Source organism: Paenibacillus sp. IHBB 3054, from assembly GCF_051594305.1.
Classification (GTDB): domain Bacteria; phylum Bacillota; class Bacilli; order Paenibacillales; family Paenibacillaceae; genus Paenibacillus_AQ.
In genome coordinates, this window is sequence record NZ_JBOFBG010000007.1 from 225,085 (window position 1) to 240,982 (window position 15,898).

At 48.3% G+C, this 15,898-nt stretch carries 14 protein-coding genes; 10 read left to right on the top strand and 4 right to left on the bottom strand.

The window, feature by feature from the left end:
• The 3 genes from ACQ76X_RS11440 to tnpB all read left to right on the top strand — a co-directional run bounded on the left by ACQ76X_RS11440 (position 1) and on the right by tnpB (position 2,261).
• On the top strand, positions 1-549 hold the full coding sequence (locus ACQ76X_RS11440; RefSeq protein ID WP_438493848.1) for a histidine phosphatase family protein: 549 nt from the start codon (positions 1-3) through the stop codon (positions 547-549).
• Between the two features lie 20 nt (positions 550-569).
• The gene (locus ACQ76X_RS11445) at positions 570-1,013 is read left to right on the top strand and encodes a GNAT family N-acetyltransferase (protein ID WP_438493850.1); all 444 of its coding nucleotides are present in this window, start codon (positions 570-572) and stop codon (positions 1,011-1,013) included.
• 159 nt (positions 1,014-1,172) lie between these two features.
• Positions 1,173-2,261 carry an IS200/IS605 family element RNA-guided endonuclease TnpB gene (gene tnpB / locus ACQ76X_RS11450; protein ID WP_438493852.1) on the top strand — a complete coding sequence of 363 codons (1,089 nt, stop codon included), beginning with the start codon at positions 1,173-1,175 and terminating at the stop codon, positions 2,259-2,261.
• A 240-nt stretch (positions 2,262-2,501) separates the two neighbouring features.
• Here tnpB and ACQ76X_RS11455 read toward each other — a convergent pair whose 3' ends face one another.
• Entirely contained in the window at positions 2,502-2,726 is a 225-nt protein-coding gene (locus ACQ76X_RS11455) for a DUF2651 family protein (RefSeq protein WP_438493854.1), read from the bottom strand.
• Positions 2,727-2,874: 148 nt separating this feature from the next.
• Here ACQ76X_RS11455 and ACQ76X_RS11460 point away from each other — a divergent pair, with 148 nt between their 5' ends.
• A complete protein-coding gene (locus tag ACQ76X_RS11460; protein WP_438493856.1) occupies positions 2,875-3,369 on the top strand; it encodes a DinB family protein in 495 nt (164 codons plus the stop codon).
• 77 nt (positions 3,370-3,446) lie between these two features.
• Here ACQ76X_RS11460 and ACQ76X_RS11465 read toward each other — a convergent pair whose 3' ends face one another.
• Complete coding sequence (locus tag ACQ76X_RS11465; protein ID WP_438493857.1) at positions 3,447-5,123, bottom strand: ABC transporter substrate-binding protein; 1,677 nt, start codon at positions 5,121-5,123, stop codon at positions 3,447-3,449.
• Between the two features lie 113 nt (positions 5,124-5,236).
• Here ACQ76X_RS11465 and ACQ76X_RS11470 point away from each other — a divergent pair, with 113 nt between their 5' ends.
• Together ACQ76X_RS11470 and ACQ76X_RS11475 are read left to right on the top strand one after the other, a co-directional pair.
• Positions 5,237-6,736 (top strand): DUF4153 domain-containing protein, encoded by a 1,500-nt coding sequence (locus ACQ76X_RS11470; RefSeq protein WP_438493859.1) that lies wholly within the window; start codon positions 5,237-5,239, stop codon positions 6,734-6,736.
• A gap of 89 nt (positions 6,737-6,825) precedes the next feature.
• The gene (locus ACQ76X_RS11475; protein WP_038590196.1) at positions 6,826-7,524 is read left to right on the top strand and encodes a Crp/Fnr family transcriptional regulator; all 699 of its coding nucleotides are present in this window, start codon (positions 6,826-6,828) and stop codon (positions 7,522-7,524) included.
• A gap of 143 nt (positions 7,525-7,667) precedes the next feature.
• On the opposite strand, the gene ACQ76X_RS11480 is transcribed toward ACQ76X_RS11475, so the two are convergent.
• Both ACQ76X_RS11480 and ACQ76X_RS11485 read right to left on the bottom strand, forming a co-directional pair.
• On the bottom strand, positions 7,668-8,744 hold the full coding sequence (locus tag ACQ76X_RS11480; protein ID WP_438493861.1) for a M24 family metallopeptidase: 1,077 nt from the start codon (positions 8,742-8,744) through the stop codon (positions 7,668-7,670).
• A 73-nt stretch (positions 8,745-8,817) separates the two neighbouring features.
• Complete coding sequence (locus ACQ76X_RS11485) at positions 8,818-11,106, bottom strand: beta-L-arabinofuranosidase domain-containing protein (RefSeq protein WP_438493863.1); 2,289 nt, start codon at positions 11,104-11,106, stop codon at positions 8,818-8,820.
• A gap of 186 nt (positions 11,107-11,292) precedes the next feature.
• On the opposite strand from ACQ76X_RS11485, the gene ACQ76X_RS11490 reads away from it, so the two are divergent.
• From ACQ76X_RS11490 to ACQ76X_RS11505, 4 genes are all read left to right on the top strand, one after another.
• Entirely contained in the window at positions 11,293-12,150 is an 858-nt protein-coding gene (locus ACQ76X_RS11490) for an AraC family transcriptional regulator (protein ID WP_438493865.1), read from the top strand.
• Positions 12,151-12,270: 120 nt separating this feature from the next.
• Positions 12,271-13,329 (top strand): hypothetical protein, encoded by a 1,059-nt coding sequence (locus ACQ76X_RS11495; protein ID WP_438493867.1) that lies wholly within the window; start codon positions 12,271-12,273, stop codon positions 13,327-13,329.
• Between the two features lie 169 nt (positions 13,330-13,498).
• A complete protein-coding gene (locus ACQ76X_RS11500) occupies positions 13,499-14,965 on the top strand; it encodes an amidase family protein (RefSeq protein WP_438493883.1) in 1,467 nt (488 codons plus the stop codon).
• A 413-nt stretch (positions 14,966-15,378) separates the two neighbouring features.
• Positions 15,379-15,771 carry a hypothetical protein gene (locus ACQ76X_RS11505; protein ID WP_438493869.1) on the top strand — a complete coding sequence of 131 codons (393 nt, stop codon included), beginning with the start codon at positions 15,379-15,381 and terminating at the stop codon, positions 15,769-15,771.
• Positions 15,772-15,898 lie beyond the last annotated feature (127 nt).

Below are 15,898 nucleotides of genomic sequence, written 5' to 3' on the forward strand. Positions count from 1 at the left end.
GTGAAATTCGGATTGGTCAGACATTTCAAAGTAGAGCCTCCGCCGCTGCAAGGCTGGGTGAACGGCCGTCAGTTCAATGAATGGGTGAGATTGTATGATGAAGCGGATATCCGGACCGGGGAGTGGAAGCAGCCTGCAGAACTGTGGGATCATTGCCTGTGCAGCGATCTGCCCAGAGCGGTGGATACTGCCCGCAGCATCTACTCAGGCGGCATTACAGTCACAGAGCAGCTGAGAGAAATTGGAGTGGCTGCGGTTAGCGTATCGGGTCCCAGGCTGCCGGTACCCTGGTGGCTGGCTCTCGGACGTCTGTCCTGGATATTCGGTCACCGCTCCCAGCCAGAGAGCAGGCGGACAACCAGTCAGCGCGTGAAAGCGGCTGTTGATCTCCTGGAGTCAGTACCGCAGCGCTCCGGTGTGCTGATCGTCACACATGGCGCTTTTATGAAGCAGCTGGAGCGGGAACTGCGGCGCAGATCCTATCAAGGGAAGCGGATGGGACATCCGCGAAATGGGCAGCTTTATACATATGAGAAGATAGAAAACTAAATGAAAGCGGGATGCACAATATGGTCACCATTAAGGAAATTGAAGCGGATGCTCTGGAGGCATTAAATGAGCTGTACAGTGAATTGATAGGCCACCGAACAGATCAAGTGAAGCTGGAAGAAGCTTTTAACAGGATAAAGGCAGACAGCCGGTACATCTTGCTCGGCGCGTACGTGGATGGGGAGCTGCTCGGCTCCTTGATGGGGATCGAATGCCAGGATCTCGTCGGAGACTGCCGGCCGTTTATGGTGATCGAGAATGTAGTTGTATCCTCCCGCGCCAGACGCCAGGGTCTGGGCAAAAAGCTTATGACTGCCATTGAGCAAGCCGCCCACGAGAGAAACTGCTATTACATTATCCTCGTCTCCGGTGAGCAGCGTAAGGAAGCGCATGTCTTCTATGAGTCTATGGGCTACCGGGATGAAAAGGTAGAAGGGTACCGCAAGCACCTAAGCTCACATTAAACATGAGGGAGGGAGTGGCGTGTGGGCATTTTTTGAATTTATCTTCAAAAGCCGAAAAGACTCCGTCCTCTATAGGCGGAGATGAATCGGCGGTTTTCAACTATTCAGCGAACGTATGTGCTATACTGTAAGAAAATACTACAAAAGGGGGTGTCGCACATGATCGTTCATCAAGCCTATAAATACCGCATCTACCCGAATACCGAGCAACAGCAAATCATTCGTCGAATGTTTGGCTGTTGCCGCTTTGTGTTCAATCATTTCCTGGAAGAGTGGAACCAAACCTATGCCGAGACAGGCAAAGGTTTGTCATATCAGACCTGTGCGACACAGCTCCCCGTCCTAAAAACACAATATGACTGGCTCAAAGAAGTCGATAGTATTGCTTTACAGTCCGCCGTTCGGCATGTGGCAGATAGCTTTGACCGCTTTTTCAAAAAGCAAAATCAAGCGCCTCGCTTCAAAAGCCGGAGGCATCCAGTACAAAGCTACACCACGAAATTCACGAACGGAAATATCGCCATTGAAGGCAACCGATTGAAGCTTCCCAAGCTCGGCTGGATGCGTTTCGCCAACTCTCGGAAGCTGGAGGGTCGCATACTGTCCGCTACGGTACGGCAAAACGCCAGCGATAAGTATTTTGTCTCCCTGGTTTGCGAAGTCGAAAAGACCCCACTCCCACAAGCAGATGCACATATCGGCATTGACTTGGGGCTTAAGGAATACGCTGTGTGCTCCAACGATGAACATTTTGCCAACCCCAGGTTTTACCGTCAATACGAGAAAAAGCTTGCGCTGTGGCAGCGGCGTTTGGCAAGACGCACACCAGGGGGCTCCAACTGGAAGAAAGCCAAGAAACACATTGCTCGTATTCACGAACACATTGCAAATTCTCGGAAGGATTTTCTCCATAAGATGACAACGAAGCTGATCCGTGAGTGCCAAACGATCAGCATCGAACATCTGCGTGTGGCGAATATGATTCAAAATCCCAAACTCTCCAAGTCCATCGCTGATGCGTCCTGGGGCGAATGGGTGCGTCAACTCACGTATAAAGCATCCTGGTATGGACGAACCCTCCGGGTTGCGGACACCTTCGAGCCGACCAGTCAGCAGTGCCACGTATGCGGCACGATCCATCCCGAAGTGAAGAACCTCTCGATTCGAGAATGGACATGTGTAGCTTGCGGAACACACCATGATCGGGATGAAAATGCGGCTCATAATATCAAACAGGTAGCGGTATAGCTATTACCTATAAAAATAAAACGTAGAACTGCGAGAACGCAGGGATCGCTTGCCCATAAGAGGAGGTTGCTCCTCTGTTCGCAAGAATCCACCCCTTCAAGCGTCAGCTAAGTGGTGGAGAACTTTGATGCAATCACAGATACTCTCTGGGAAAACGCAAGAAGCGAAAGAAGAAATAAGAATATCCCGCCCCCGAGTAGAGGCCGGCGTTTTTTTTTGCTTAAGCGCGTTTGTTGATTTTCACTTCTTTGGCTTCATCATAAAACCTACGATGACTGATAATATTGCATAAACTATCGCCCAAAAGAAAAAGGACTCATTAAAGACGGTAAAAGTGAGTACTGTGAAAACAATAAAAGTTAATAAGGGCATTACGAACCATCTTTTAACCAACATATACCCAACAATTGAAGTGACTATAACGATTATAGGACAGATTACAAAAACCAAAAGCAACGGATTCACTCCTCTTTATAAAATATTCTATAATTATATACTTTTTCCTGGAAAAAGCTGTATGACAAGTATAATTATTTTTTCCATGCCAGAGCAGCGTTGCTATGTGTTAAACTGTCTGCAAGTGTGATGAATTTAACATTATTGGAGGGGTTGGATGGAGACGTTTTTCCGTTATAACTGGATGGTTCGCGAGCAGTGGTACAAGTGGTGTGAGGAGATACCGGAAGAGGAACTGCTGAAGCCGCGTACAGGCGGCGTTGGCGGGATATTGAAGACGCTGTTTCATATTGCCGATGTAGAGTGGAGCTGGATCATGGTGATGGAGGGCAAGCCGGATTTTCAGGAGGATTTTGCCCGGTACAGCAGCCTGCAAAAGGTACGGGAGCTGGATGCAAAGTTTCGTCCCGAGGTGGAAGACTTTGTGCTGGCCTGGCATGAAGGTCTTGAGCGGAATGTTTTTGTAGATGAGCGCAGTGACGGATCAGTGGTTACCGATGCCTGGGGCGAAATTATGCGCCATGTTATCGCTCATGAAATTCATCATACCGGGCAGCTCTCCGTCTGGGCCAGAGAGCTCGGGAAGCAGCCGCCTTCCGCCAATGTGATCGGCAAAGGGTTAGCGGACAGCTTGCCGGGCTTACGGAATTGAACTTTAACTCTGAAAGTCCGTCCGCTCATCGCCCCCTTCGGCCACTGGAATGATCAGGCTAACTGTCCTGGGAGGCTCTACAGCTCCGGCGGGAACCATAGATGGCGTAGGTCGACCCAGCCCTGGCTGTTGAAGGTTACACCGCGCACAGAGGGAAGGTAAGCCGTTTCGGTGGGCTTTTCGTACAGGATATGCAGCTGATGATCGCGGATCAGGCTGTCTTCGATGATCTTGAAGCCCTCGGCTCTGGTCTGGAAATGCGGCTCGCGGGAAATGAGGCTTAGCCGGCCTTCGATATCGGCACGGGTACGCGGCTCGATATGCTGCGCGAGCGTCAGATACAGGTCGAACAGCCGGAGTTGCTCATCCTGATCACGGAGCAGTGAGAAAACAATCAGGTCGGCTTGCAGGCGGACCGGACCTTTGAATTCCTCCGGGGAAACGGTCAGTACCGTGCAGGCATAACCCTGGCGCTTCAGCCTTGCGGCAATGGATTCGGCATCACCGGAATATTGCGGGATCGTGGCAATTTGCAGCGCTGCCGGATGAGGCTCTGGCTGCTGTGGTCCATGCGTCTCCACATCCGCGTTCAAACAGGATACAATGTCTGCCCGAAGAAGGGGATCGCTTAGCGGTCCCTTTTTTTTCGTATTGAAGGTCACAAATTTCCGCACAGAGGACTCGGAATGAATCCGGCTCCAGGCCGAAGGGTCAGAGACAGAAGGATTCGTAACAATGTGGAAGCCGGAGCTTGTCTCCGGAGAAGAATTACTTATCCCCCACGGTACATAGAGAATTTCCACCCGGTCCAGATGGGCGCGGCCCTGAAAATAATACGGGAATACCTCCAGTACGCAGGAATCCTCATGCATCTCCGCTACCTTGAACGGTCCGGTGCCTGCCGGTCTGCGCCCGAAGCTGCTCTCACCCTGGTTTTCCAAATCCCGTGGAACGACAGCTGCCCGGCTCGTGCACAGGAAAGGCAGGAAGAGCTCATTGGGTTTCTTGAGCAGAAATCGCACCGTGGTAGCGTTCAGGGCTCTCACCTCCTGAATCTCTTTGAAAATAGAGTTGTACAGCATCCGGTGCGACGAAGTCATCATCCTTTCGAAGGAATAGACCACATCTTCGGCAGCCAGTACCTTGCCATGATGGAAGAAGACATCCTTACGCAGATGGAATGTCCAGCTGGTGCGGCTGTCATCTACATCCCAGGCATGGGCGATCCCGGGAAGGATGTCGTCCTGTTCGCCGCCGCGTCCTACCAGCCCGTCGAACACATGGCTGGACACGAAGGACTCCGCCAATAAATTCATGTACAGCGGATCAAAGGTATGGAGCTGCTGGTTGACCGGCAGCCGTAAGCTGTCAATCCGCTTGTCGCTGCGGATCTCGGAGTGATGGCCGAAGTAGGACATCAGCCAGCCCTGCAGGGAATCCTGCAGCGAGGAGGAACGGGCATGTCCGCGGATGCCCTCCATGGCGCTGCGGATATCTCTGCTGCTGATCGCCTGCTTCATGGATTGCAGGGCGATTGTCTCGGAATCCGTGAGAAACTTCAGGGAGGACCGGCGGCCCCGCCCCCGGCTGGGCGTCCAGACGATCCAGCCCTGCTCCGACATTTTATTGATAACATGTAATGCATTGCGGTGGGTGCAGCCCAGAGTTAAAGCCAGTTCATCAAGGGTGACCAAGATTTCCGCCGCCCCCCCATGATGGGAGTGCAGCTTCAGAAATTGGCTGTGCAGTTTCATTGTCAGCTGTTCCTTTCTTAAAATAGGAAATATAAACTCATTTCTTTCTCTTTTTCTTCTTATTTTATCAGCTAAAATTGGGATAAGAAAGCAAAAAAATGGGGGGATTTACCATGGAGGATGAAAATGCGGTTACAGCAATGCGGCCGCTTTACGCATTAATTGCTGCATTTCTGCTGGCTGACGTGCATCAGTATCTGTTCTACGGCCAGATGGCAGGCGTTTCTGTACCGATTTTTGTATGCTTGCTCTATATCTTTGTGCTCTATGTTGCCAAGGATAGGTTGCGTAAGAACACGTGGTTCAGCTATGTTTGGCTGGGAGCCATATTTCTGCTCTCCTTGACGTATGCACTGTTTGCAAACTGGTTTTTCTCCGGGCTGAATTTCCTGGTGATTCCGGCGCTAATTTTCTTACATATGACCTATATGCTGAGCTATCGCCTTCCGTCCTGGAGCCGGTTAGCACTGATTGGGGCTGCGGCCGAGCACTTTTTTGCCCAAAGCCTGCGGCATTGGCCCATGTTGTTTAAGATGTTCAAAAAAGCAGGAGGCAGGAATCTGCAAGGGGAACGCAAGCAGGTGCTGGTCAAAGTGCTGATTGGACTGCTCATCTCCTGCCCGCTGCTGCTGATTGTAATCTCACTGCTCTCTTCAGCCGACGGTGTATTTCATGAGATACTGGCGGACGTACCGGCGCTGCTGGAGCGGATCTCATTCAGTGACGGCTTAGCCCGCATCTTATGGATCATCCTGCTCGGAATGGGACTGTTCGGTTTTGCCCAAGGGTTCGCCGATCCTAAACACTATGACTGGAGCGTGCCGCCGCTGGACGGCGAGCCGGTCCGTGAACCCTTCACCATTTCCATTGATCCGGTAATTATCACCACAATCCTGGTGTCGATCAATACCGTGTATGTGTTGTTTGTAAGCGTGCAGTTTTCATATTTGTTTGGTGCATGGGATGGGGTTTTGCCGGAAGGCAGCACGTATGCTGACTATGCCCGGAGCGGATTTTTCGAGCTGATTCTGGTTACAGCCATCAACTTTGCGATTCTGCTCTTGTCGCTGCTGTCTGTAGGAGAAGTGAAGAAAACGCTGAAAAAGATCATTCACGTCCTGCTCTATACCTTGGTCCTGTGCTCCATGGTTATGTTGTATTCTGCCTACTCCCGTCTGGCGCTGTATGAGGAAGCGTACGGCTACACCTATATCCGCTTTCTTGTGCACGCCTTTATGATCTTTCTTGGTTTGCTGCTGGTCATTGCGGCGGTGCGGATTAGCCGGGTGAACTTCCCGCTGGCCAAATGTTATATTGTGCTTGGTCTGCTTGCCTACGTGCTGATGAATTATATTGGGATGGACGGGATCATTGCCGGCAGAAATATGGAACGGTATGAGGCCAGCGGCAAGCTGGATGCTGCCTATTTGAGCGGGTTATCCTGGGATGCGGTCCCGAAGCTGATTGAATTCAGCAAGACAGAGGATGGGCTGCTGGATCAGAACCTGCGTGACAAATGGCAGAGCAACACAGCTGCTGAACAAGAATGGCCGTCCTTCAATGTATCCAAATACCGGGCGCAGCAGGCCCTGGAGCAGTATTTCGCGGAATAGACGCTTTATTTTGAAATCGGGGACGGGTTATACTCTACTATATATTGTGGTACATTGAAGCCAGCATGAGGTCAAGGAGGAAGCACGGAATGAACACAATATTGGATCTTGAGGCTGTCCGTACACTGGCCGGGAAGAACGGGCTGGAAGAGATGTTCAGCACTGAGGTCATTGAAAGAATGGAGCTGCGGCGGTACGGCGACGGGGAGGCGGTCTGCTCGGTCGGAGACCGGCTGGAGAGCATGTTCATCCTGGTCCAAGGGAAGCTCAAAATTCACACGCTGCTCCCCAACGGAAAATCGATGCTGGTGCGGTTTGCCAGACCGATGTCCGTGATTGGGGACGTGGAGCTGCTGCGGCAGTATCCGGTTAAAAATGAGGTGGAGTCTGTCGGCGACAGCCTGCTGCTGGTGGCCGGAAGAAAGCTGCTGCTGAAAGAGATGGAAGAGAACACGGCGTTGCTGCGTTTTCTGGTCGGAGAGCTAAGCCACAAGCTGTATACGCTCGGCCAGACCTCCGCGCTGAATCTGCTCTACCCGGTGGAGAACCGGTTTGCCAGCTATCTGATGTCTATGTTCGCGGACAGCGTCGGCGGGCATCGTGTGGAGGAGCTCCGCACGGCAAGTCTTACGGAGACGGCGGATTTGCTCGGAACGAGCTACCGCCATCTGAACCGGATTGTGCGGCGGTTCATTGAAGATGGCATCATTGAACGCAGACAGGGCCGTTTGAGTGTACTGGATGAAGCTAAGCTGGCCCGGCTTGCGAACGGGAATTTATATGAATAAACGGGATTGGAGAGAGCGGAATGGCATTGGAATGGATTCAGTTAGATGAACAAGGCCTATCCACAACAGGCTGCTATTGTCTGCGGAGTATGCCTAAAACTGCGGGCTACCGGAATCAGGCGGAATGGGCTGTTTTGAATCTGTCAATAAAACGGTAGTACAAGCAAATCGCTTTTCGGTGATTTGCTTAATGTACAGTTATCCACTGATTTGACAAGAACATCATCTTCGATACGCACTCCGCCAACCCCCTGAAAATATAATCCCGGCTCGATCGTCATAATGGTATGCTCTGCAAACGTATGCTCCGACCGGTAGCTGATATAAGGGGCTTCATGAATGTCCAATCCGATACTGTGACCGGCGCCATGAGTGAAATGGGCATTCATCCCTTCACGGATAAAGGGAGCCCGGATGATCGAATCCAGCTCCTTGCTTTTCATTCCGGAACGGATTGCGCTAAGTCCTGCTTTTTGTGCTTCCAGCACCAGATAATAGCTATCGTCAAGTCGTGAATCCGGCTTACCTACAGCAATGGTTCGGGTGATGTCGGAAACGTAACCCTCGTAAGTTGCTCCAAAATCTAAGATCACCATATCGCCCCGCTCGATTTCTTTATGGCTGGCTTCACCGTGGGGAAAGGAGGAGCGGATACCGGATGCCACGATGGTGGGGAAGGCCGTCTTCTCCGAGCCGTTCCGCTTCATGAAGTATTCCATTTCTGTCGCCACATCGAGCTCGGTAACTCCCGGATGAATGTAGTTGAGAATATGCATGAAGGTCTTGTCCGCTATATGTACGGCTTCCAGGGTACTCCGAAGCTCTTCTTCATCCTTGACCTCACGGAATTTCTCCACCCAGCCTGTTACAGCCCACGTGTCCGCTTTGACCAAGGATTTGAACTGTTCTCCATCGCTGTAGCTCAAATGCGCACCTTCAAAGCCGACCCGCGGAAAATCTAGCTTGTTGATGATTTCCGCTGCTTCATCCATTAAAGACTTGCGCCAGCAAACACGCTGGAGCAGGCCGGGCAATTCCTCGGCGGCTTGCTCCACATAACGGCCGTCAGTGAGGAAGAAAACTTCTTTTTGGGTTAACAGCAAAGCGGAATCTTCACCAGTAAAACCACACAGATAACGAACATTTTTGGGATTGCTGATGTATAAGGCCGGAAGGTTTTCCTCCTCCATTGTGCTCAACAGCTTTTCAATTCGTCTCACTTTACCTTCTCCTTTGTCTCTATCGTTTGTAGATAACAGGAAAGAGGAGCAGTACTGCACTGCTCCACGGATCTCATTCTTGTCCAATGGTTTTGAAATACAAATGATACTGCTCATGGTTTAATTCTGCCAAGGGGGCAAATTCAAGCTGCTTTTCCTTGAAGACGAACCGGTTGGTACCAGTGATTCGTTCCATTTTCTCCTGTACATTTCCTTGGTGTAGGGGCAGCTCATAAAAGTCTTTGCGGGTGGATACAGCCGCCAGAATATAGGGACCAAAGGCGAGGGAGGCAGTGTCGTTCTTATCGGGAGTGAATTCCAGCCGCAGCTCCGGCAAAAACCGAATGGTTACCTTATCTTGCTTGCACCAGTCACACATTAAGGAGACATAACTGTTCTCTTCGGTAAAAGCAACCTGCTCACCATTGAGTTCAACCCTGACATCTCCTTGATGCCAGTAAGGCTTGCGGATCTTTAAACGGGTTTTCTTCAAGGCCAGAATGGACAGCGCGATCTCTCCCGTAAAGATTTCAGGAACCACTTGCATCACATGCAGTCCATTGTCCGCATCCATCAGCTCGGATGAGACAAACAGATTAACATATAAAGCGTCCGCATCCTCGAAGTAGACCGCTTCTGTATATTTAAAATGGGCCTCCAAACCTGTACCGTGACAGCAGGAGTTCTCCTCGTCATAGCCCTTTTGCCCGCCGGGGCTGGTGGGCATAAAGTAGGTGCTTGCTCCCAGACATTCATGATCGATTGTCGCAAGAATATGGTTCAACATGGTTCTCTCGTAATAATCCATATAAGACACATCATTTTCATATGCATATAGGTGTTTGGTGAGCTTTAACATGTTATAGGACGCACATGTCTCGGCGGTATGCTCCGTCAGATGGGCGCCGATCTTATTGGGCTGCTTGAACATCTCACCCTCGCCGGTTCCGCCGATCGAGTAAATATGGGAGTTTACAACCGACTGCCAGAAGAACTGGGCGATATCATAATACTTTTTTTCATGAGTTGCCTCAAATATCTTGATTGCTCCAACTACCTGGGGAATATGCTGATTGGCATGCAAGGCTCCCAAGGCATCCACTTTTTGCTCCATCGGGAAGAACAAGCGATCATTATCAAATAGCTTGGCCGCTTTAATATGATTTTCTTTGTCAGTATACGTATAGAGCTCAGCCAGTGACTCGTTGATCCCCCCAAACTCACCCGCAATGTACATGCTCCACATCTTGATTAATTGTTCATGCGACAGCGCACTTAAGCGATTGTACACCCAGTCGCCGAGCTTGTCGGCAATGGTCAGCGCCAGTTGAATTCCGGCTTTGTGATAGCTGTCCAGTAAGCCGGCAAAAATCTTGTGCAGTGTGTAATAAGGGGCCCAGATTGCCGGATAGCGCACATATTTTTGCAGCAAATCAAATTGTTCCTCTGAATACGCGCTTAAAAAGCCGTACTGGTATCTGTCATCTGCATCAAAGGCGAGTTGAACTTTATCTAACTCTTCAATCAGGTAAGTCAATTTACCGTGAATCTGCTCGTTGCCCGTTGAAGCATAGCACAGAGCAAGTGCAGACAGATAGTGTCCGGTCGTGTGTCCCTTCAGCAAGCTGTCGGGTGAGTCCCAGCCGATCATCTCAGGGGCCTCAAGGGTATCGATCCCAGCCGCCTTCCTGAAATTGTACAGCATTTGATCATCGTCAACCTTCAACAGAAAGGCCAATCTTCGATCCTGCGCAGTTTTAAATCTAGATGGCCCAAGCAGGCTGACCTTCTTCGGCGGAAAGGCATGCAGCAAGGCTTGTCTGACGTTCTTCTTCTCGATTGTCTCCTTAACGATGACAGTCGCTGTTACCTCGTAAAGCGTGTCCGTCAGATGGCCAGCCGCTTTTTTCTCCCCGATCTCGGCGTAAAGTCTTTCTGCTCCCCCAAGCCAATTGACCTGATGGCCAATGACATCGCCGGTTACAGTTTGAATAGACACAACAGAGGGCAAGCAAAATCTAGTATTTACTTGTTGCTCTATGTGAATGGGAAAGATTTTTCCAACCTGGATTTTGTTTTTTTCCTCCAGAATGTTTACCTCAAAAACCTTATCCATCCTTGCCTCACCGTACTGGAAAGTTGCAGTTAGCGGAACGATTCGGTCCCCTTTTCCATATTCAGGCTGATGCACTTTCCCAGAGCCGTCAATCCAACGGTCATCTTTTGAGGACCAGGTAATGGTGGAGCCATGCTTACCCTCGGTCGGCAAGACGACATCAAACTCTACAGTTTTCAAATTCCCCAGATGCAAGGCCTCTATGTCTTGTTGGACCGTTTTCTGATCACTGGATTTAACCGACATGTACTTTCCTCCTTGACATTTAATCGCTTTCACAGGATTAATGGTACAGGAAATAAAAATCAGTGTAAGTAGTTGAAAAAAAGAATAGGTGGATTATATTTACTACTATCGGGATGATTGCCGGGTCGAACTTGCCCGTTTATGGATTTCACGGAGCTATGTCTAATGCTGAGAGGAGTCACAATCATGTATTTTGTTGATAAGAAATATGCGGAGCATGCACAATTTTTATCCGCAGGCACTTTCATCACCAATCAGCCCTGGATTCACACCGAACGGGTCATTGACAGCTATGAAATCATCAGTCCAATCGAGTCTACGCTTTACATCGAATGCAACAATATTCCCTACGCCATAGAATCGGGTGAGATCTTGGTCATTCCGCCACATACTCCGCACAAGGGAATCAAATATTGTGAGGGTCGGATGAAATTCCACTGGCTTCATTTTTCATCGGTAAATCTGAGTATCCACACGGAGACAGAGGTCATTCAGGAGCTCAATGTTAACAATGCCGATGACATGATTATCTTGCCCGTGCACACGAACAAAATCGACTCCAGGCGTTTTCATGTCATGTTCAATCAACTGCTGGATTTATATCAGGAAAAGAAGCGGAATAATTACCTGAATGCTTATTTAAGCTGCCTTTTGCATGAATTGACCTCCGAAATTATGAGTGTGCTGACCCGGAAAAATGTTAACGGCAACCGCCTGCAGCCAATCCAGGACTGGATTCGGATTCATGCTTTTGACGACGTTACGATTGATAAAATTGCTGATCATTTCAAATACAACAAAAGCTATCTGTCGAGAATTTACAAAGAGAATACCGGGATCGGAATCTCCGAGCAAATCATTACCTTTCGATTGAAGCATGCCAAAAAGTTGCTAACGGAAACAGATTTGAGCATTGTGCAAATTGCCTCGGAGGTGGGTTACGAGGACTCAAAATATTTCATGCGTTTGTTCAAAAAATATGAGAGCATCACCCCCACCCAATACAGGAAAACATTTTTTAACAAGCATTACAATAAAAAATGAAGAGAGCCATACTTGTGTTGCGTTGTCCACTTAACCTATGGTTTGGGCTACCGTAGTGAAAAAGAAATCATGCTATCATTAAAAAGAAAGCGATACCATTTATTGTGGGGGGCATATGTAATGGTGAATGGTGAATTGCACATAGCGGCGGCCCAATTTATTGATCCGCACCGGATTGAATTGGTTTGGAATGATGAGGCGGAAGTTGCACAAGATCCAAATGCTTTTTTGGTTGAGCTAAACGGGGTGAATGTGCCCATTTACGCCAATGAGGATGAGGAGGCTTGGGATACTAGATGTGTGTATGAGGCGTCCAAGCGGCGAACAACGCTGCACCTGCTGAATTCCATACAGCATGATGATTTGGGCAAGGTCAAGCTTACCGTTGTCGGGCAAAAAGGACAGGGAAGCGCAGCAACGGTCAACCAACCCTTTATAATAAAAAAGTGGCAGAACTACTACACCAGATTTACCAGAACCTCTTCTGGAATTCTCATTAAATCCTCTTCACATGTCGGTTATCAGGTGCATGACCAAGCCTGTGCAATGATTGAGGTGATGTTGAGCAAAAGGCCGGAGGTAGCGCGGAAGCTGGAAGAGCTGCAAGCCTCTCTGGCTATTTACGGTTTGCAGGAGGATGCGTATGATATACCGGAGCATCGTGGCGGAGCGGATTTTTTAACCCGTCCTGTAGAAGGCTTCGGTGGAACGCCGCAAATTCCGACGACTTCTGTGTCAGAAAAAAACATCATGCGGTATAGAGATGGAGAGATTCAGACCCGATACCTCAATGAGTCCATCCTGGCCCATGAATTCGGGCATGCGATCCATTTAATCGGGATCAATAATCTGGAGGATCAGACTTTAGCCGGACAACTGGTCAACGCCTATGAGCATGCCGTGGACAGCGGACTTTGGCCCTATACCTACGCGATTTCCAATTACGAGGAGTACTTCGCCACATTAACGACAATCTGGTTTAATGTAATGGCCGAGAGCAAGGACGGCACCTGGGACGGGGTTAGAGGGCCAGTTAATACTCGGGAAGAGCTAAAGGTCTATGATCCGCTGGGCTACTCCTTTTTCGACTCAATCTATCCGGACCGGGCATTCCCGGAACCCTGGAGCAGCACGTCCAATAATTTTTCCGTTCAAGACCTGCTGCCTGCTGCGGAGTGAAAGAGTTGAATTGTTAAATAAAGTATTTTGACTGTTAAATAAAGTATTAGGCCGGGACGGGCAGGATAGTTTAATTATGTTTGTTTTATCCTGGTCATATTGTCTATCCATCGTGGTATTATTGAATGCAATAAACAATATAATACTTCTGATGGGGCGTGATTTAAATATGAAGTCTCCCTTTAATCTGATGAATTTGAATATAGAAGAAGCAAGTATATATGAATTACAAAACGCGATGGAACAAGGTGAATTTACTTCAAAAGAATTAGTGTTTTGCTACTTATCACGTATCGCAAAATATGATCAGGATGGCCCTCACATAAATTCCATCATGGAAATTAACCCCGATGCCATTTTCATCGCAGAAGCACTTGATATAGAACGTCAGCGCAAGGGGAGTAGAGGACCTTTTCATGGCATACCGATTCTCGTTAAGGATAATATCGAAACCGGAGACAAGATGCGTACCAGTGCGGGAGCTTTAGCACTAGCACAGCATGTAAGTACGACGGACGCTTTCCTGATTCGCCGATTAAGAGAATCGGGGGCCATCATTTTAGGCAAGACGAATATGACAGAATGGGCCAACGGTATTTCCTCGACAATGTGGGCAGGTTATAGTTCAAAGGGGGGGCAGGTCGCGCACCCCTATGGTGACTTTTTCGTAGGCGGATCCAGTACGGGATCTGCAGCTGCGGTGGCCATGAGTTTTGCAGCAGCGGCGATAGGCACAGAAACCTCCGCTTCAATTCTGAGTCCGGCCATACAGATGTCTATTGTCGGCATCAAACCGACCGTCGGCTTAATTAGCCGCTCAGGACTTATTCCTTTTTCTTATTCACAAGACACAGCAGGGCCGATGGCAAGGACGGTTTCAGATGCGGTAGTTCTGCTTAACGCATTAGCTGGGAGGGATGAGCACGACCCAGCAACCTGGCGTAATCACCATGTTATACAGGATTACACACCGTTCTTGGACAAGAATGGACTACAGGGAGCGAGAATTGGGGTCTTTTGTGAAGTACCAGATTCCTTGCATGAATCTGGTGAAAATAATCAGGAGCTATTTCATCAAGCAGTCTCCGAATTGATAAAAGCAGGAGCCGAAGTAGTAGAAAATATCGACATTCCATCGTTTCATGGTCCATGGCATTGGAACAAGATGAATTTAGAATTCAATCATGGAGTGGAGAATTATTTGCAGCGTCTCCCAGCACATATGCCGGTTCATTCATTGTCCGAACTCATCAATTGGAATGAAAAGTATGCAGATGCAGCCCTGAAATACGGTCAAGATATATTAGAATTCCGGGAGGGGTTAACCGATCCCTTGAAAAATAAGGACTATATCATGGAATCTATTATGGATTTATATCTAGCCCAGAACGAAGGAATTGATTATGCGATAAATAGTTATCAGTTAGATGCGATAATGTTTCCAGCTTATATTGGAGCGGATATATGTGCCAAAGCTGGTTATCCATCTATTGCTATCCCTGCGGGGTATGGAGCAAACGGCAGACCATTTGGCATTACTTTTGCCGGAAAAGCATTTACTGAACCTACCTTAATTCGCATAGCTTATTCTTTTGAACAAATAACAAAACATCGCAAAAAGCCTATATTCAACTAAAGGGGAACTATAAAGGCAGCTTCCCATTTTCTTATCTTACGGTAGAAGATTAAACAAACGAGAAACACTAGCTCAAGCATGCTGGCAGATTAAAACCTCCCTTTAGAAGCAAATCTAGATGGAATAGCTTCTAAGGGGAGGTTTTGTATGCTATTCAACTAGAGAGCAGTTTAGCAGGGTGAACGGTATGATCTTCTGTTAAAAAATAGAGGGTTTTCATATCACTCCGCCGAAATTTGAAATGTACTTTTTGTTAGATATAGTGGTGTGAACCGTAGCATAGATGACAGATTACGCTACATTTGTTCTTCGAATCAGGCATATAATTCCAGGAAAATGAGTTGAAAACTAGATGATGCGGGGCAAGCGTTCAACACCATTATAGAAGTGAAATCTATCTAGGAGGACTTCAAATGAGCTATGATTTGATGGTTTTCGAGCCGTCCAGGGCACCGAGGGAAAGGAAAGAGTTTATGGATTGGTTTGAGCAGCAAGTACAATGGTCGGAAGATCATAAATATAATGATCCTTTTGTCTGCTCAGAGCCGTTGCAGCGCTTTTACAGTAAGCTAACGGAGCATTTTCCCAATATGAATGTAGATGATGAGATTTTTGAAGCTATGGAGGAAGCCGGAACTGAAAACCGGTTAACCGACTACTCGCTGGGCTCCGCCGTCATCTATGCGGCTTTCGCTTATTCCGTAGCTAAGGAAGCATATACTACGATGCGAAATTTGGCTATAAAACACAAGGTAGGATTTTTTGATGTTAGCAGCAACGACGGTGAAATCTTTTTCCCTGATTGATAATGCCACTTCTATAGTTTTCCATACTTCTCCCAAGTTAGTTGAAACGCGGAGCGGACGGAAATGCGATATTAATCGTAAATTTTTTAGAAAACAAAAGACAATTAGTAACCCATAGTCATTATTC